General features: G+C 34.6%; 13 protein-coding genes. 6 read left to right on the top strand and 7 right to left on the bottom strand.

Going from position 1 to position 18,558, the window contains the following annotated elements:
• Positions 1 to 199: 199 nt before the first annotated feature.
• From BUB80_RS10425 to BUB80_RS10395, 7 genes are all read right to left on the bottom strand, one after another.
• Complete coding sequence (locus BUB80_RS10425; RefSeq protein ID WP_139262652.1) at positions 200 to 1,174, bottom strand: hypothetical protein; 975 nt, start codon at positions 1,172 to 1,174, stop codon at positions 200 to 202.
• 198 nt (positions 1,175 to 1,372) lie between these two features.
• Positions 1,373 to 2,386: a DUF2931 family protein gene (locus tag BUB80_RS10420; protein ID WP_228433763.1), complete on the bottom strand. Its 1,014-nt coding sequence runs from the start codon at positions 2,384 to 2,386 to the stop codon at positions 1,373 to 1,375.
• A gap of 97 nt (positions 2,387 to 2,483) precedes the next feature.
• Complete coding sequence (locus tag BUB80_RS10415) at positions 2,484 to 3,494, bottom strand: DUF2931 family protein (RefSeq protein WP_228433761.1); 1,011 nt, start codon at positions 3,492 to 3,494, stop codon at positions 2,484 to 2,486.
• 97 nt (positions 3,495 to 3,591) lie between these two features.
• Complete coding sequence (locus tag BUB80_RS10410) at positions 3,592 to 4,602, bottom strand: DUF2931 family protein (protein ID WP_073292865.1); 1,011 nt, start codon at positions 4,600 to 4,602, stop codon at positions 3,592 to 3,594.
• 88 nt (positions 4,603 to 4,690) lie between these two features.
• Entirely contained in the window at positions 4,691 to 6,289 is a 1,599-nt protein-coding gene (locus BUB80_RS10405) for a phospholipase effector Tle1 domain-containing protein (protein ID WP_073292864.1), read from the bottom strand.
• A complete protein-coding gene (locus BUB80_RS10400) occupies positions 6,286 to 6,693 on the bottom strand; it encodes a hypothetical protein (protein WP_139262650.1) in 408 nt (135 codons plus the stop codon). The genes BUB80_RS10405 and BUB80_RS10400 overlap by 4 nt, the downstream gene beginning before the upstream one ends.
• Complete coding sequence (locus BUB80_RS10395; protein ID WP_073292908.1) at positions 6,671 to 8,650, bottom strand: type VI secretion system Vgr family protein; 1,980 nt, start codon at positions 8,648 to 8,650, stop codon at positions 6,671 to 6,673. The genes BUB80_RS10400 and BUB80_RS10395 overlap by 23 nt, the downstream gene beginning before the upstream one ends.
• Before the next feature lie 571 nt (positions 8,651 to 9,221).
• On the opposite strand from BUB80_RS10395, the gene ppk1 reads away from it, so the two are divergent.
• From ppk1 to BUB80_RS10365, 6 genes are all read left to right on the top strand, one after another.
• Complete coding sequence (gene ppk1, locus BUB80_RS10390; protein ID WP_073292862.1) at positions 9,222 to 11,294, top strand: polyphosphate kinase 1; 2,073 nt, start codon at positions 9,222 to 9,224, stop codon at positions 11,292 to 11,294.
• Positions 11,291 to 12,178 carry a Ppx/GppA phosphatase family protein gene (locus tag BUB80_RS10385; RefSeq protein ID WP_073292861.1) on the top strand — a complete coding sequence of 296 codons (888 nt, stop codon included), beginning with the start codon at positions 11,291 to 11,293 and terminating at the stop codon, positions 12,176 to 12,178. Before ppk1 ends, BUB80_RS10385 begins: the two co-directional genes overlap by 4 nt.
• A 449-nt stretch (positions 12,179 to 12,627) precedes the next feature.
• Positions 12,628 to 13,287: an NAD-dependent epimerase/dehydratase family protein gene (locus BUB80_RS10380; protein ID WP_073292860.1), complete on the top strand. Its 660-nt coding sequence runs from the start codon at positions 12,628 to 12,630 to the stop codon at positions 13,285 to 13,287.
• 5 nt (positions 13,288 to 13,292) lie between these two features.
• Complete coding sequence (locus BUB80_RS10375; RefSeq protein WP_139262648.1) at positions 13,293 to 14,399, top strand: MBL fold metallo-hydrolase; 1,107 nt, start codon at positions 13,293 to 13,295, stop codon at positions 14,397 to 14,399.
• A gap of 162 nt (positions 14,400 to 14,561) precedes the next feature.
• Complete coding sequence (locus tag BUB80_RS10370; protein WP_073292858.1) at positions 14,562 to 14,975, top strand: ester cyclase; 414 nt, start codon at positions 14,562 to 14,564, stop codon at positions 14,973 to 14,975.
• A gap of 308 nt (positions 14,976 to 15,283) precedes the next feature.
• Complete coding sequence (locus BUB80_RS10365; protein ID WP_073292857.1) at positions 15,284 to 18,322, top strand: choice-of-anchor I family protein; 3,039 nt, start codon at positions 15,284 to 15,286, stop codon at positions 18,320 to 18,322.
• Positions 18,323 to 18,558 lie beyond the last annotated feature (236 nt).

The raw sequence follows: 18,558 nt of genomic DNA, 5'->3' as shown, positions 1-18,558 counted from the left end.
TTTCAGTTATTTTCCTAAAACAGGTTTATATAAGAATTGTTTTGACAGGTAATTTATTCAGAAAATATTTGTTTTTTTTAGTTTGGTTATCAGAAATAACGTTAAAAATAGAGGATAGGTTAGTGGGCTTCCCTTACATATTTTATCAAATACAGAATTACTTGATATCTATTATCAGGATGAGAGATAAAAATTTTAATCACATACCCTGTACAGTTATAGTAGTTTGTTTTATTTTTTTATCCTCTTTTTCTTCTAGGATTGCTTTAGGCGTTTTTAAGCATTTTGCATTGAGAAAACTTGTCTCATTGAGTCTGTATTTCTTATTTGAAGGTATCGTTGGATTTAGCTTAACATATTTATAGATAATACCAGAATTTTTATCGTGATGCTTCAAATTTTTTCTAGTATACTGATGTGTAAGTTCGTTGTAAGAATATTGGTTAAAATCAATTTTATCACTTACAACCACTTCATAATCCTGATTAAGATATATAGTATCTCTATTAAAAATAGAATCTACCAAATCCATATTGGCGATCATTTCCTTAACTTCTTCTGAAATAGAGAGAGGCACTTTTAATACAAGATCAGTATCAAAATCTAATTTTCCATTTTTTATACTGAAAACTCTATTTAAGAAAGATACATCAGGATCTGCCCGAAAATACTCCAAAAATAAATCATTATATTTTCCTCCTGTATCAAAGTAGGTTAATAAATCTGTTTCATCTGCTTCTAAATTGAGCCAAAGGTGATTAATTCTATTATTTGGCAAAAATAACTTATGGGATCTACAATAACCATAATCATTTTTATCCCTCTGAATAAGATCTAATAGAGCTTCTTTTTCTTTTACATTAGAGTTATCCATAGATATCTTATATCTTAGCATATTCGCATCAAAGAATATTTTTTCATCTGCAGAACTTCTTCCGTACAATAAAAATTCATTATTGGGATGGTCTAGTTTAAATATTACTTCATTGTTTGCAATCTCTATTTTCCCTTTAATTATTGTAGCATATCCTAAAATTACAAACTGATTTTTATTAAAAATATAAAAATTCGCTTTATTTTCTTTTACATAATATTGTCCTTCCAAATTAGGAATTATTTGGCCAAAGCAGATCATATAACAGAATAATCCTAACATAATTAGTATCTTATTCAATGATTTTAGTTTTAAAAATAGAATAGTCATTTGTGATTTTATTTTGAATTATTTTAAAAATTTTATTAGTTACTTTTCAATTAGAACAAATCTCTACCTAATTTTTTTCAGTACATTAAATTTATACATAATACAACACCCAAGATGCTTTGCAACAGATATAGTTTATTATTCATTCTCATACAGTAATCAATTCTTTTACTTATAGCTTTCCTTATAATCGCCAGACCATTGATAGATACGAATACTATCTGTTTCTAAAGGTTTCCCATTCAATAAAATTTCGACAGAATTATTATCTTCCGCAATCTTCACCTGCATATCAATCTTATTACCTGCTTTTTTAAAAGCTTCATTGGTTTTTTCCCAATTGAAAAAGGCCCGGGCATTGAGTTGCTCCTGCTTTTCTTTTCCCGTTTCCCATGTAAATACCATTTCTTTGGGGAGAGCTCTTTCTTTGTAGGGCATATTTAAAACCCAAGGTCTTAGCGCCCCCTCTTGCTCTCCATTATAGGTGTAATTAAGAATTTCAAACAATCTAAATTTAGGATTGTTTGAGTTTACCACAGGGCGCCAATAATAACGTATTCTGTAATCATCCCATTCTTTAGGACTTGCATCGGGAATATATAATTGCTGAATAGCTTCCTTATAGCGTTCCGGGCTAATACGATACATCGCTAAGTATTTTTCTTTGGCCTTGGCTATTTCTGCAGGATCTGTAACAGGTTTTGCCTGATAACGCCCCAACTCAATACGGGTATTACCAAAATTTAGCCAGACGACCACCATACCTTTCGGAGCAAAACCAAACACTAATGTAGAAAAACTATCATAAGCTCTTCCTCCACCTGATTGAAAACCTCTCCCTAACCTTTTGTATTCCTTAGTTTCTCCCTCTGAATCATCTTTTCTGGAATATGCTCTCTCCATATAGTCTTTTATTGTATCTATAGGGAAATCTATATTCAGACGATAAAAAATTTCTGTACCTTCATATCTTGAATAATAAGTAATATCCGCACCAATAGGAGTTCCGTATTGCTCCGTCCATACAGATCCTGAATCTCCCCACCTCCCGGAGCTCCCTCCATAGGGTAATCCTGCATGAGTTCCTTCTAAGGTTTTTATGTTATCAAATACAGGCTCTATTCTGTATTTTGTAGCAGGAGAACTTATTTCAACTTGGAAAGCCATTTTTTTATTTTCCATTTTTTGACATTGTATAAGATTAATACATAATACAACACCCAAGATGCTTTGCAACAGATATAGTTTATTATTCATTCTCATACAATAATCAATACTTTTACTTATAGCTTTCCTTATAATCGCCAGACCATTGATAGATACGAATACTATCTGTTTCTAAAGGTTTCCCATTCAGTAAAATTTCGACAGAATTATTATCTTCCGCAATATTCACCTGCATATCAATCTTGTTACCTGCTTTTTTAAAAGCTTCATTGGTTTTTTCCCAATTGAAAAAGGCCCGGGCGTTCAACTGCTCCTGCTTTTCTTTTCCCGTTTCCCAAAAGAATACCATTTCTTTAGGAATAGCTCTTTCTTTGTAGGGCATATTTAAAACCCAAGGCCTTAGCGCCCCCTCTTGCTCTCCATTATAGGTGTAATTAAGAATTTCAAACAATCTAAATTTAGGATTAGTAGAACTTACCACTGGACGCCAATCATAACGTATCCTATAATCATCCCATTCTTTGGGACTTGCATCAGAGATAAAGTATTCTTTTTGAGATTCATCATATCGTTCCGGGCTTATACGGTAAGTTCTCATATATTTTTCTTTGGCTTTAGCTATTTCTGTAGGATCTGTAACGGGATTTGCCTGATAGCGTCCTAACTCAATACGGGTATTTCCAAAATTTAGCCAGACGACCACCATCCCTTTCGGAGCAAAACCAAACACCAGTGTAGAAAAGCTGTCATAAGAATTAGTTCCATAAGCAGCTCTATGTCCCCTACCTATTTTTTTGTATTCCTGAGTTTTATCTTTCAAATCATCCCAAATCGAATAAGCTCGTTCCATATAGTCTTTTATCGTATCTATAGGAAAATCTATATTCAAATGATAATACTTATTTTCATAATCTGCATAATACGTAATATCAGCACCAATAGGAGTTCCATATTGTTCTGTCCAGCCTTTACCCGAATTACCCCATTTCCCTGAAGAGCTCCCATAAGGTAATCCTGCATGAGTTCCTTCTAAGGTTTTTATATTGTCAAATACAGGAGTGACCTGATATTTATTATCAGGATGAGATATTTCTACCTGAAAAGCCATTTTTTTTTCTTCCATCTTTTGGCATTGTATGAGATTGATAAATAATACAACACCCAAGATGCTTTGCAACAGATATATTTTATTATTCATTCTCATACAATAATCAATACTTTTACTTATAACTTTCCTTATAATCGCCAGACCATTGATAGATACGAATACTATCTGTTTCTAAAGGTTTCCCATTCAGGAAAATTTCGACAGAATTATTATCTTCCGCAATCTTCACCTGCATATCAACCTTGTTACCTGCTTTTTTAAAAGCTTCATTGGTTTTTTCCCAATTGAAAAAGGCTCGGGCATTGAGTTGCTCCTGCTTTTCTTTTCCTGTTTCCCATGTAAATACCATTTCTTTGGGGAGAGCTCTTTCTTTGTAGGGCATATTTAAAACCCAAGGTCTTAGCGCTCCTTCCTGTTCTCCATTATAGGCGTAATTTAAGATTTCAAACAATCTAAATTTAGGATTAGTAGAACTTACTACAGGGCGCCAATGATAACGTATTCTGTAATCATCCCACTCTTTAGGACTTGCATCGGGAATATATAATTCCTGAATGGCTTCCTTATAGCGTTCCGGGCTAATTCGATACATTGCTAAGTACTTTTCTTTAGCCTTGGCTATTTCTGCAGGATCTGTAACAGGCTTTGCCTGATAACGCCCCAACTCAATACGGGTATTCCCAAAATTTAACCAAACGACAACCATACCTTTAGGAGCAAAACCAAACACTAGTGTGGAAAAACTGTTATAGGAATTCACACCGTTTGATGCACTATATCCTCTACCTAATCTCTTGTATTCCTGAGTTTCTCCCTTCAAATCATCCCAAATAGAATACGCCCGCTCCATATAGTCTTTTACCCTATCCAAAGGGAAATCGATATCTAAATGGTAGTAGGTATTTTCATATCTTGAATAATAGGTAATATCTGCACCAATAGGGGTTCCATATTGCTCCGTCCATACGGATCCTGAATCTCCCCAATTCCCCGAGCTACTTCCATATGGTAATCCTGCATGATTTCCTTCCAACGTTTTTATGTTATCGAATACGGGAGTAACTTCATATTTATTATCTGGCTGAGATATTTCCACATGGAACGCCATTTTTTTATTTTCCATTTTTTGACATTGTATAAAATTAATACCCAAAACAAAATATAGTATATAGTTTATGATGTTTTGTATTGTACGATTTATATTATCCATTTTATATATTTCTTGTACGTTGTTTTCCGCTAGTTACCTTACCAATCCTTGGCCCATATCCAATTTTAGTAGCACTGGCAGACCAATGAAGGTATTGATTTCTCAAAATTTTAAGCTTTTCCAAATCTACAAAACTTTCGTAATGCAAAGCCTTTAATTCGGTAAGATAATCTCCCAAGTAACGGCTTCGGTTATACTCTGAAACATAGGTGTTTCGCAACAAAGTACAGGCGTTCATATAATGAAGCAACTGGTCTCGGATTTCCAAAAGAAAAGGGTCATTTATTTTGTGATCTTGTATTCCACTTTTTTTATACTTAACATCATACCCTTGTGAGTAATGAAACATCGCGTTAAGGGAAATTTTATCATAAGTATTGTAAGGCTTTCGGATTCCTTTTAAAATATGTCTTGCATCTACCCCATTTCTATGAGGAGAAAGTCTTTCTATAAATATTTCTTCAGGGCGGTACCATCCTTCTTCGATGAGTATTCTTCTAAATTCTAAGCATTTTTCACCGCTGCCTTCTTCCTCGTATAAATCTACTTTCTCTTCATTTTTATTGACATAACAACCGCCGATATCAGAATGTACTCCAGGTAAAATAAATTGTAACCCTTTTACTTCCGCACTGTCAATATCTGTTAAATCAAAATTATCACGAAATTCGTCATCCGCTGCTATCTGTAAGGTAAAACGTGCCTCTTTAATAGCAGTAAGACCTAACTGCTCAGTATCTCCAGGAATCATTTGAATTCCTCCTATTGCTTTTGGACGGTGTACGGAACCGTAAGAAGCTACCGTATCATATAACCCTACAAAATTAAAAGTTATTTGCTTGGGAATCACCTTGTTTTTAAGTAAACAAACTCCGAAATATCCATGTTTCAAAACAAGCTCGTCATCTTGGCTCACTTCAATAGGCTCTCCTTCACCTCTGTCTGGTGGGACAGCCATTCCTTTATTTTTTATCCCTTTAAAAACTTTTGCAGGGTTAGTTGCTATGTGTAAAAAATGTCTTGCGGCCGTAGCTCCACGACTAAAACCAAATACATTGACTTTAAGATGGATATCTCTCTGTTTGTATTTTGCCAATTGCTTCCCTGCTTCTACGCAACCTTTTGTTACCTTGGCGATGACACCGCGTGAACCTGTTCCAAAGAGAATTCCTTGATTAGGCACATTACCAAATAGATGCATTTCACCTTTACCGTCTTCCGTTCCAATACCTTCTATATATACCCTGACTTGGTTTTCAGCAGCCGGATCTATAGCATCATATCCTCTGGCTATATTAGAATAATCATTGGTATAGCTGTCATCATCATGGTTAGATTTTTTATAATCTTTTCCCAAATCTGAATTGGTCTTATTGTTTTGAGTTCCATCAAAAAAAAGATTGAGACTTACCTCCAATAAGTTAACGGGCTTATCATTAGGATGAATGGTTTTTGCTTTGTTATAACTCACCCCTTTTTCTTTTCCGGACTGTTCTAAAGAAACTTTTGTATTATGGGTGATATCTTCTTTAGAAAACACCGAATAATCCCCTTTTACCTTGGTGATTACTTTTCCTTCTACGAAATATTCTATGCTCATGATAATGGGATTAAGAATTCTTCTTTCATAAAATCATATACTTTTGTCTGCCCGTAAACATAAAAACTGGATTCGAGTAACTCAAGCATGTAGGAGTATTTCAGGCAAACCGCAATGGATCCGTCTTCAATATTTACAGAATCTCCGGGATTGTCTAACTTATATGTTTTTCCACAGAAAGAAAAGTTGAATCCTCCCGTTCCGAAAACATTGCATTTTCCATCTACTACGTGTCGTAAATAAATTTTACTCGGAGACTCTTCATTGCTATAGGTATAGAAAAAAAATGCTTGGTTTCTCTTATTAAATAGAGTCATACTTTTCCCAATGATAACAACGATGGAGATATCATCTTTTTCCATATTCAGAATAGGAAACTGGCTAGTGATTTTTAGATTTTTCATTGCTGTTGTTTTTAATTTCTTTTTCTGCATGATGCTCTACATTACTGTCGCTACTTACCTCTATTCCTTTTATAGCAATTGTTTTATGTTCTTTCTCCCCAAAGGTTTCCATATCCCCTTTTACATAATGTGTCAATTTTCCTATAATATTGCTCACAAAATCTTTTCCTACCGTCAACATATTCATCATCCCGACACTTAAGGATTTATTAATTCCTACGGTTTCATTGGAATTCATTTCAACAGTCGTCGTCATATTCTGTCCCACATTGATTGCTAAATTCCCTCCAGCATTAAACGTTATATTATTGGGAGCTGTTATGGTGATATTTCCTTGCCCATCCATCAAATAGGTGTTTCCACTTGGATCAATAATATTTACACTCTTTTCATCATCATTCATCAAAAGTTTTATCCCACTTTTAGTCTGGAATGATCTCATGTGATTATTAATTCCACCCCCTAAGCCTGTTCCTCCATGAAACATTCCGCCCATTACAAAAGGCCTGTCGGGATGTCCATGCTGAAAATTCACCATCACCTGATCGCCAACTTCTGGAATAGCAACGTAGCCACGGTTCTGGTTAATTTGATCTGTTCCTCCCGCATCAGGACTCATGACTCTTATGAAATCGGTGGTATCATTAATTTGCCAATCGAATCGTACCGTTACTCTTCCTTGTCCCTCAGGATCTGTATTTGAAATAACCGTAGCAATCTGAGGTTCCGGTCTTGGAGTATGAAATTCCGGCTTGGGCATGTATCCTGTTCCTTCAGCAATGGCTTCAAAACTCCCTTTATAATATCCTCTTGCGTCTACTTCATGATTGGTTTCAGTAATCATAAGCGTGGTAAGATGACGTGTTTTATTGGAATCCTGCTCACGTATTTTAATATCTGCCACACATCCCGGATGAAGAAAAGGAATAGTTGTAAACCCCGAAACATGCATCACTTCCACCGCTTTACTGCCCGAAGTACTTTTCTGAGAATATTCTACATCAAGATGGGTAGCCGCTTTTATGGGAGCCACTCTTAAAGAAGGCGTTTTGTATATTTTATCATTATTTTCATACGCTGTTTTTGCTAAATCTCCCAGATGCTTTATCGGAGTATCTCCCGAAGTCAGTTTTTCATTCTTACTGCTGTTGTAACCGTAAAACTGAGGTTTTGTATGAACAGCATTCAGTTCTATTTTAAGATCGCTTACATTACTACCTTCAATTAATTGAATGCGTTGGCTACTGGGCTGAGGAAGCTTTCCAAAATGCAGAACATACCCATCATAGAAAAACTGTTCGCCATACGCTTCTGCCATTCTTGCTAAATAATTATAATGCGTTTCGTCATATTGGCTGCTGTATACAATCTGTGAACTATCGTTGGTATCAATATTAAAATCGAAATCGGAGCCATTGAGTCCTTGTTTAATCACTTCCTTGGCAATGATTCCCATATTAACGGATAAACCTCCCCCAAAACTTTGAGTATGAGGAGACCCATCTAGCAGAATCGTTGGGCTATATCCTCTAAAAACAATATCTCCTAAACTCGTCTTTTCCCGACTAAAACCTACCGAAGTAATAACTCCCACAAATGATTTATTGGGATTTTCTTCTGTATCAGCATCTTTATATTTGAAAGTGACAGTGAATCTCTTTCCTAATAATTTATTGGCATCTTCCAGATTTTGAGACTGACGATTTTCCAAACTGTCATGCGCCAGAATAATTTCAAATTGATGATGTTTGATGGCACTTTGTGTTAATTTGAAATGCTTAAAATGTTTAATTGGTTTTCCATCCGCATGAACTTCAATTCCTACCACACGGTTAATTCCTGCAATATGGTTTTCTGAAATAGCTTTAGCATTGTTATCGGGCGTAAAAGAAGGCTTTTTTAATTTTGAATAATCCTCGTTCGAAGGAAATTCATTTTCATTATTTCTGTTTTTCATATGTTGTGTTTGTTGATATTGGTGTAGTTTTATTATCCTTTTTTTGAAGAATACGAGATGAAGTTCAAAAAAATTATGGAGCGGAAAGTAAAGACCTTCAACTTTTTCCTTAGAAAGCTGGATTTTCCCCACTTATTATCAATATATAAAGCTTGAGTCTTAAGAATAATTATAGAAATAGCGAGAGAGAAAAAAGTATCTAAGGTTTTTGTCTATACTATAATCTTATATTTTGCCAAGGAGTGGCATCAATAAATTTCCTAGAAATGTGTTGTATTTTACGAATCATTTGTGTTGTATTTGTGTGTTTAGATTCAAATATAGTAAAAAACCTCAAACGAAACAATACAACATACTGAATAACAATCAATTAAAATTAAAACATTTTAATTAACAACTCTATTACTACAAAAATAAATCAATAAAAGATATTCAAATATGATTTAAAAATTAATATTTTTTCTCAATTATGAGAAATATTTTCACTTTTGTTAAAATTAATTAAAGTTTAACCTTAGAAATAGAGACCGAAACCTTATGAATTATTATTTTTGATAAATTTTACACAAATATGTCATTACATTTTAATCCGAGAGATATTACATGGCTAGCCTTTAACGAAAGGGTATTGCAGGAAGCGATGGACGAAAAAGTCCCTTTACATTTAAGAATCCGCTTTCTTGGGATCTTTTCAAACAATCTAGACGAATTTTTCAGAGTACGAGTAGCCGGATTAAAACGTGCAATGGATTTTAAAGAAAAATTAATTGCTGAATCTTTTTATCAACCTCCCTCAAAGATTCTACAAAATATTAACGAGATTGTTATTAAGCATCAACAGAATTTTGATAAAACCTGGAAAAAAATCTTGTCTGAAATGGCAGATCAAAAGGTTTTCATTAAAAACTCAAAGAACTTAACGGCTAAGCAAAAAGAGTTTGTGAGAACTTATTTTGATGAAGTGGTAGAAGCCAATGTGATTCCTATTCTTCTTCACGAAAATACGCCTATGCCTTATATGAGGGATAAGAGTCTTTATTTGGGCGTTGCGATGAGGAAAAAAGACTGGCAATATTCAAGCAATTATGCCATTATTGAAATTCCTTCTCGTTTTGTAGGAAGATTCGTCTTGCTCCCAACAGAAAATCCGGAGGAAAAAAATGTGATGCTACTAGAAGATGTGATCACTTTCAACTTACCGCATATTTTCTCTTATTTCGGATATGACGAATTTGCTGCCAATGCTTTCAAAGTAACAAAAGATGCCGAAATGGATTTGGATAATGATATCAAAACCAATTTCGCCGAAAAAATAGAAAAAGGAATTAAGAACAGAAGAAAAGGAAAACCTACAAGATTTGTTTTTGATAAAGATATTGATAAAGCTTTGCTGGAACTGCTGATCCGTAAATTGAATTTAACCAAGAAAGACAGCATCATCCCGGGAGGTAAAATTCATAATTTTAAACATTTTATGGATTTTCCTGATGTTTTTGAATCGTATGAAAAGCCTGTGGAAAGAACCTCTTTTTCACATCCCGCTTTTGAACATGGCGAAAGAGTAACAGATGTTATTCTGGCAAAGGATATCCTGCTTACTTTCCCTTATCATAAATACAATCCGGTTATTGATCTTCTGCGTGAGGCAGCAATGGATCCTGATGTAAAATCAATTCAAATTACAGCATATCGCTTGGCAAGCAGTTCAAAGATTATTAATGCTTTGATTTATGCTGCAAGAAATGGTAAAGATGTTACCGTAATGCTTGAGCTTCAGGCAAGATTCGATGAAGAATCTAATTTGAAATGGAAAGAAATGCTGGAACCAGAAGGCATCACTGTCTTAGTTGGGATTCCTGATAAAAAAGTACATGCCAAGCTTTGTATCATTAAGAAAAGAGCTCAGAATAAAACCCTTCAATATGGCTTTGTAAGCACCGGAAACTTTAACGAAAAAACAGCCAGAATTTATGGTGACCATTTATTAATGACTGCGGACCGTCATATCATGGCTGATATTAATAAAGTTTTTAATGTTCTTAAAAAACCTAAAGAAGATTATTTGCCTATTTTAAAAACCTGTAAAAATTTACTTGTTTGTCCACAGTTTATGCGTGAAAAAATAGTTCACCATATTGATAAAGAAATTGAAGAAGCAAAAGCAGGAAGAAAAACAGCAATCATTATTAAAGCCAACTCGGTGAGTGACCGTGCTTTGATTCTAAAACTATATGATGCTGCACAAGCCGGAGTCGTTATCAAAATGATTGTAAGAGGTATTTATTGCCCTGTTAATCAGAAAGAGTTTCAGGAAAAGATAAAAGCAATCAGTATTGTTGATGAATATCTGGAACATGCCAGAGTAATGTATTTTTATAATAGAGGTGCAGAAGATATGTATATTTCTTCCGCCGACTGGATGACCAGAAACCTGGACTATAGAATTGAAGCTTCAGCAAAAATCACTGACAAAAATTTAAAGAAAGAATTGAAAGATATTCTAGACATACAGTTGAGAGATAACGTAAAAGCTCGTATTTTAGACAAAAAATTGAGCAACGAATATATCAGCAATGATAAAGAAGATTGTCGCTCACAGATAGAAACTTACAAATATTTAAAAGCTAAAACAAGCACAAAATGAAGATCGCAGCTATAGACATAGGAAGTAATGCAGCCCGACTTTTGATTAATGAAGTAAAAATAAATAATAAAAAACCTGAATTTATTAAGCTTAATCTTTTGAGAATTCCTCTAAGATTAGGAATGGACGTTTTTACATTAGGAAAAATCGGTGAGGAAAGAGAAAAAATGGTGATTGATTCCATGAAAATTTTCAGTGATTTAATGAAAATTTACAAGGTTGAGCATTACAGAGCTTGCGCCACAAGCGCCATGCGTGATGCAGCCAACGGACAAGAGATCATCAAACAGGTAAGAGATGCTTCCGGAATCAATATTGAAATTATTTCAGGAGATGAAGAAGCTACCCTAATCTATGAAAACCATGTTGCAGAAGGTTTAGACAAAGAATTTGCGTATTTATACATTGACGTTGGCGGTGGTTCTACCGAGCTTACATTCTATGAGAATGGAAAAATGATTTATGAAAAATCATTCAATATCGGGACCATCCGTTTATTGAATAATTTGGTTACTGTTGACAACTGGAAAGAAATGAAAGAAGAAATCAGTAACAATATTTCCAGTAAAAAGCCTATTGTCGCCATTGGTTCCGGAGGAAACATCAACAAGGTATTCTCTATGAGCAAAACGAAAGACGGAAAAGCCATGACTCTTTCTCATTTGAAAAAAATGCATAAAGAATTCCATGATCTTACAGTAGATGAAAGAATGACAAAACATAATTTAAGAGAAGACAGAGCAGATGTTTTAGTGCATGCTTTAAAAATCTTTAATCATGTGATGACTTGGGCAGATATCAATAGAATATTTGTTCCTAAAATATCTGTCGCAGACGGACTCATTCACAATATATACAGTCAGTTACACGACAAAAAAGACTAATACATCTGAACTTCTCAGCAAAACATACGTACTGATTTTATACTGAAATTTGCAGTATAAAATCAGTAAAATGTAACATCAAAATACAACAATACTCGTAAAAGTCGGAACCTAATTTTTTGGTTCGCACTATATTCTTCAACTTTTACAACCATTCTATAAAGTAAAAACCATCATCAGAACGTCTAGTAAAAAAGATAAAGTTCTGGATATGCATAAAAACGGTGGAATTCAACATATTGTAAATCTTTCTTTTGTAGAAATTAATCTTACCCAGGACAGAAAACTGGTGAACAGCAGTAGAAAACTTCAACTATGTGCAGCATAAGCTGTAAAAAGTAGATCGCATTTTCAGAATATTTAACACCCTATTATTTAAATTCATATCACATAAAATCTTAACTTTAAGAAAGATCATTGACCCTCAATCTATATAATCCCTTTCAATAATGAATTCACAACCTATTAAAATAATACTTACAGGCGCTACAGGAATGGTAGGCGAAGGTGTTTTACTGGAATGCCTCGAAAATCCAAATATTTCCGAAGTATTAAGTGTAAGCAGAAAACCATCAGGAAAAAAACACGCCAAGCTAAAAGAATATCTTGTTTCAGACTTTTTAACAATCGATTTAAATGACGAAAATTTAAAAGGGTATGATGCCTGTTTTTTCTGCGCCGGAATCAGCAGTGTGGGAATGAGTGAAGAAGACTATACAAAAATCACTTATGACACAACTTTACATTTTGCAAAAGTGCTTTTAAACTTAAATCCAGAGATGGTTTTCAATTATGTTTCCGGAGCCAGTACCGATAAAACAGAAAGCGGAAAGGTTATGTGGGCAAGAGTAAAAGGAAAAACAGAAAATGATTTGAAAAAGCTCGGCTTTAAAGATGCATACAACTTCCGTCCCGGATTTATGAAACCTGTGGATGGACAAGTACATGTAAAATGGTTCTTTAAACCTTTAATATGGCTCTTCCCCATTGTATTGCCTTCAAAATCTCTAACGTTACATGAAGTAGGAAAAGCAATGATTAATGCGGTACAAAAAGGATATTCAACATCAGTTTTAGAAATTCAGGATATTAAAAATTTAGCAAAATGAAGCAGATGCTGAAAAGAATCTTTATTGTGATTTTTGTCTTGTTTATTTTGACATCAATTTCAGGATTCATGTATATACAGCCACAATTTGGTAAACTACCGACTGGAGAACGTTTAGAAAGAATAAAAAAGTCACCGCATTTCAAAAACGGAGAATTTCATAATTTTTCTGATACTCCAACCATTACAGATGGCCATAGTTTCTGGGGCGAAATATACGAGGCTTTATTCAATAAAAATCCAAATGCAGTACCTCATCATCTTATTCCAACCGTAAAAACAGATTTGAAGAATTTACCTAATGATCAGGATTATATCGTTTGGTTTGGACATTCTTCTACCCTGCTTCATCTTAATGGAAAAAATATTTTAACAGATCCTATTTTCAGTGATAATGCTTCACCAATTCCGTCGTCTGTTCCAGCTTTTAAAGGAACAACACTATACTCTGTGAATGATCTTCCTGAGATAGATTATATCATCATCTCCCATGATCATTATGATCATCTGGACTATAAAACAATTAAAGCTTTACAACCTAAAGTTAAAAAAGTAATCTGCGGATTGGGCGTTGGTGAAGATTTTGAATATTGGGGCTATCCGAAAGATAAAATTATTGAGTTGGATTGGTTTGAAAAATATCAGGATCCTAATGGTGAACTGATTTTCAATGCAGAACCTTCAAGACATCAATCAGGAAGAGGCTTAACCCAAAACCAAACGTTGTGGGCATCTTATGTCATTCAATCTAAAGATAAAAACTATTTTGTAAGCGGCGACGGAGGTTTTGACAAACATTTTGAACAAATCGGAAATAAATATAAAAAGATTGATTTAGCCATTATGGAAGACGGTCAATACGACAAAGCTTGGCATTTTGTACATAATTTACCTAACGAAATTATTCAGGCTTCTAAAGATCTACACGCCAAAAGAATCTTGCCATATCATAATTCAAAATTCAATCTGGCAAAACACGATTGGAATACGCCTTTAAATGAATTAACAACGCTTGCAAAAAAAGAAGGAATTCCCGTTTTAACTCCAAAAATTGGCGAAGTGGTATATCCAAATGATACCCTTCAACACTTTACAGAATGGTGGAAAAAGTAAATAATAAGTATTATAATGTAAGCTCTGTTCAATTTAAAAGTTTCATAAAATAGAGCAAAACTTATTTTTCTAATGAATAAAAATGAATTTTGAAACCTTTCTTCATCATTTGTCTAATTTAGCATGAATTCAAATATTTTATAACACAAAAAACATATCATAATGGATACTTTAGAAAACAACAAAGAAATTGTAAAATTATTCAACAAAAAAGTAATTCAGGAATGTGATTTAGACACGTTTAATTCCCTAATGGACAAAGATTTCATTAATCGAACGGCACCTGCTCACGCTAATGGTCCCGACGGAATGTGGAATACTTTTAATAACATTCTAAAGCCAGCTTTCGCAGATTTAACAGTGGAAATTTACGATCAAATTGCAGAAAACGATAAAGTAACAACAAGAAAAGCAATTATTGGAACCCATACCGGCGTATTGATGGGAATACAGCCCACCAACAAAAAAATTAAAATTGATGTCATTGATATTGTAAGACTTCAAAATGGCAAATATATTGAACATTGGGGCATCAATACCCTACAGACTGTTATGGCAGAGCTTCAACAAGCTTAGTTATTATGGCTAATCATTATTAAAAATAAAAGATAAAAATATTGTTTTTCATTCCGGAGAAATCTAAACTTAGCTTTAAAATATAATTGTTGAGATTTCTTCGGAATAGCAAAAGCAACGTATTATTTTCTCAAAACTTTGCATCTTTTGAATTTTTCCTCTCTTGGATTTATGATTTACAAAACAAATAAAACAGTTGCACTTTATTTTATATTGTTTCATTACGCAATGTTAATCATTTCTTAAGATTCTATTAAAACCTTTACAGACTATAAAGTTCATTTTTGTATAAATCTAATTAAGCAAAAATGGTCAACAACTACCTATTAAAAGGGTCTGTAATTGCCGCATTCTTTCTTCAGGGCGGGCTTTTTGGGCAGACACTTATTCATTACTGGAATTTCAACAACAATGCTTCAGCAGCTACAATCACTACTCCGACTTCTACATTACTAAACGGTTCTCTTACCGCAGTAACAAGTGGAACAACAGAAGTAGATTTCGCTGGAGGAACCGGGCAAAACTTCAATACGGATAATCTGAATGCCAGAAATGGCGATGTTTCAGGAACTCATTTAAGATACAATTTCCCAATTAACGGTAACTTACAATTCAATCTCCCAACTACAGGATACAATAATGTGGTGGTGAAATTCACAACCAGAAGATCCGGTTCGGGAGCAGGAACGCAAACATGGTCTTATTCAACCAACGGAACAACCTTTCAACCTTATCAGACCGTTTCTCCACAGGATGCCAATCCACAATTAATTACTTTCGATTTTTCTGCAATTTCAGGCGTTGCAAACAATCCGAATTTTAAATTAAAAGTAGAATTTTCAGCAGGTACAGGAGGAAGCGTTGGAAACAACCGTTTTGATAACTTCACCTTAGATGCAGCTGCAACAGGCGGCGCAGACACTACTCCTCCCACAGTAGCTTATCTTCCAACAAACAACACAAATAATGCTTCCACGACTGTAAATCCTACCATTTCGTTTAATGAAAATGTAAGATTAATAGACAATTCCGCGATCAACGATTCTAATGCACAAACTCTTGTAGATTTCCGTCTTGGAAATGCTACAGGCACACAAGTTCCCTTTACAACAACATTCAGCAACAACATAATCACAGTAATCCCAACTGCTGGTTTAGTTCCCAACCAAGTTTACTATTTGGCTTTAAAACCCAATATGGTAGAAGATACCAGCGATAATGCAGTTACCACTGTTACAGCTACGACTTTTACCACGGCATCAACTTCAATTTCTTTAGATAAAAACTTTATTAAAGTCAATGAAAATGCAGGAAGCTTAGCATTTAAAATTAATGTAAGCAATCCGTCTAATTCAACGGTTAACTTGGTTGTAAAGCCTGCGCCTTTCAGTACGGCAGACAGCAATGATTTTACGTTAACCAATCAAACCATCAATATTACTCCATCCACAACGAGCTATACCGTCAACATTCCTATTATTGATGATACGTTGGAAGAGCAAAGCGCTGAGTATTTTGTCGTAAGTCTTGAAAATCCGGTGGGTGCCACCATTTCAGGTGACAATTCTTCAACTGTTTACATCATTGATAATGATAAACCTGCTCCTGTTCCTTCTCATCAGATTCAATTAAACTATATCGGAAGTTTTGATCCTTCGGGAAACAGTACAAGTTCTACAGAAATTGTAGTTCATGATCCTACAACACAAAAATTATTCACGATCAGCTCATTAACCGATGTTTTTGATATTATTGATTTCAGTAATCCAACAACTCCAGTTGTTACTAAAACAGTGAACATGGCTTCTTATGGAGGAATTACAAGTATTGCCGTGAAAAACGGAATCATTGCTGTTTCTTCCCCTAACGCTAATCCTCAACTTAACGGCTCCGTAGTTTTCTTTGATATTAATGGAAACTTTATGAAGCAGGTTACCGTTGGTGCATTACCGGATATGATTACTTTCACTCCGGACGGAACTAAAGTTATTACTGCTAACGAAGGTGAACCTAATGATGCTTACACCATAGATCCGGAAGGAACCATTAGTATTATTGATATTTCTGGCGGAATAGGAAACCTTACCCAAAGTAATGTTACAACCCTAAATTTCAATGCCTTTGATTCTCAAGTAGCGGCTTTAGCGGCAACAGGATTAAGAAAAGTAAGAACGAATAATACGCTTTCTCAAGATCTGGAACCAGAATACGTTACGGTAAGTGCTGACAGTCAAAAAGCTTGGGTTACACTTCAGGAAAACAATGGAATTGCGGAGGTTAATTTAGCTACAAAAACCATAACAAGCATTTGGGGATTAGGCAAAAAAGATATGAGCCTACCCGGAAATGGTTTTGATGCTTCTGATAATAATGGTGAAATTTTAATTGCTAACTGGCCCGTAAAAACCTATTATACGCCTGATGCTGTACAAAACTTTAAAATCGGAAATACCAATTATATCGTAACGGCTAATGAGGGAGATGAAAAGGACTTATCTGGGTTCAGTGAAAGAACAACCGTTGGCGCCAATACCTATACACTAGATCCTGCTATTTTTCCGAACGCTTCCATTTTAAAAGCTTCTCATAATTTAGGAAGATTCAGAGTAACCAATGCAACAGGAAATACAGACGGAGATGCAGACTTTGAAGAGATTTCAGCATTGGGAGCACGTTCTTTCTCTATTTTCAATGCAGATACAAAGCAGATTGTTTATGACAGTGGCGATAAATTTGAAAGATATATTGCTGCCAATCATCCTTTGATCTTTAATGCTGATAACGAATCAAACGTAGTTAAGAGCAGAAGCCGCGCCAAAGGTCCTGAGCCAGAAGGTGTAGCGTTAGGAACGATCAACGGACAAACCTATGCTTTCATAACGTTGGAGAGAACAGGAGGTGTTATGGTTTACAATATTACAGATCCTAATAACCCAACGTTTACAGATTATAAACATTCACGATCTACCTCTGCTTACGGAGGTGATAACGGACCGGAAGGAATCGCTTACATCGCTCCTCAGAACACAACCACAGGAAAAGGCTACGTGATTATTGCCAATGAGATCAGTGGAACTTTATCAATGTATGAAGTGGCTAATTCTCCAACGTTGGGAACAGATGAAATAAAATCTGAAAATTCTACCTTCAATATATTCCCGAATCCTGTTGCAAAAGGAAATACACTGTACTTCAACAGAGCGCAAGGATATGAACTGTATGATATGTCCGGAAAATTACTCGGAAAAGAAAAAAATGCTTTAACAATAGATACTTCCAAACTTTCTACAGGAGTTTACTTGGTAAAAACTTCGGAAGGTCAAGTGAAAAGACTTATTGTAAAGTAGATTATATTATTTAGTTGATTGCAAAAAGGCTTCGGAATTATTTTCCGGAGCTTTTTTGTTGTTGGGAAATTGAAAAGCCGGATCTGGATATGCAAAGAGTATTATTGTAAGAAACCTAAAATTACTCATGTAATTTTAAGTTCAAACTAACCATCCATTTTCGGTTTGCATTGATCAAAATTAGTCGATTTCTATAAAATCCCTATATCATGTGGCAGCTTGATATGGACTTTAAA

Source organism: Chryseobacterium polytrichastri (assembly GCF_900142445.1).
Classification (GTDB): domain Bacteria; phylum Bacteroidota; class Bacteroidia; order Flavobacteriales; family Weeksellaceae; genus Chryseobacterium; species Chryseobacterium polytrichastri.
Note: the sequence above shows the minus strand (reverse complement) of the source record. Positions and strands in the feature narration are given on the sequence as shown.

Coding starts and splice junctions, on each gene's coding strand:
- BUB80_RS10420 (WP_228433763.1), bottom strand. CDS start 2,386: ATGGAAAATAAAAAAATGGCTTTCCAAGTTGAAATAAGTTCTCCTGCT.
- BUB80_RS10415 (WP_228433761.1), bottom strand. CDS start 3,494: ATGGAAGAAAAAAAAATGGCTTTTCAGGTAGAAATATCTCATCCTGAT.
- BUB80_RS10410 (WP_073292865.1), bottom strand. CDS start 4,602: ATGGAAAATAAAAAAATGGCGTTCCATGTGGAAATATCTCAGCCAGAT.
- BUB80_RS10405 (WP_073292864.1), bottom strand. CDS start 6,289: ATGAGCATAGAATATTTCGTAGAAGGAAAAGTAATCACCAAGGTAAAA.
- BUB80_RS10400 (WP_139262650.1), bottom strand. CDS start 6,693: ATGAAAAATCTAAAAATCACTAGCCAGTTTCCTATTCTGAATATGGAA.
- BUB80_RS10395 (WP_073292908.1), bottom strand. CDS start 8,650: ATGAAAAACAGAAATAATGAAAATGAATTTCCTTCGAACGAGGATTAT.
- ppk1 (WP_073292862.1), top strand. CDS start 9,222: ATGTCATTACATTTTAATCCGAGAGATATTACATGGCTAGCCTTTAAC.
- BUB80_RS10385 (WP_073292861.1), top strand. CDS start 11,291: ATGAAGATCGCAGCTATAGACATAGGAAGTAATGCAGCCCGACTTTTG.
- BUB80_RS10380 (WP_073292860.1), top strand. CDS start 12,628: ATGAATTCACAACCTATTAAAATAATACTTACAGGCGCTACAGGAATG.
- BUB80_RS10375 (WP_139262648.1), top strand. CDS start 13,293: ATGCTGAAAAGAATCTTTATTGTGATTTTTGTCTTGTTTATTTTGACA.
- BUB80_RS10370 (WP_073292858.1), top strand. CDS start 14,562: ATGGATACTTTAGAAAACAACAAAGAAATTGTAAAATTATTCAACAAA.
- BUB80_RS10365 (WP_073292857.1), top strand. CDS start 15,284: ATGGTCAACAACTACCTATTAAAAGGGTCTGTAATTGCCGCATTCTTT.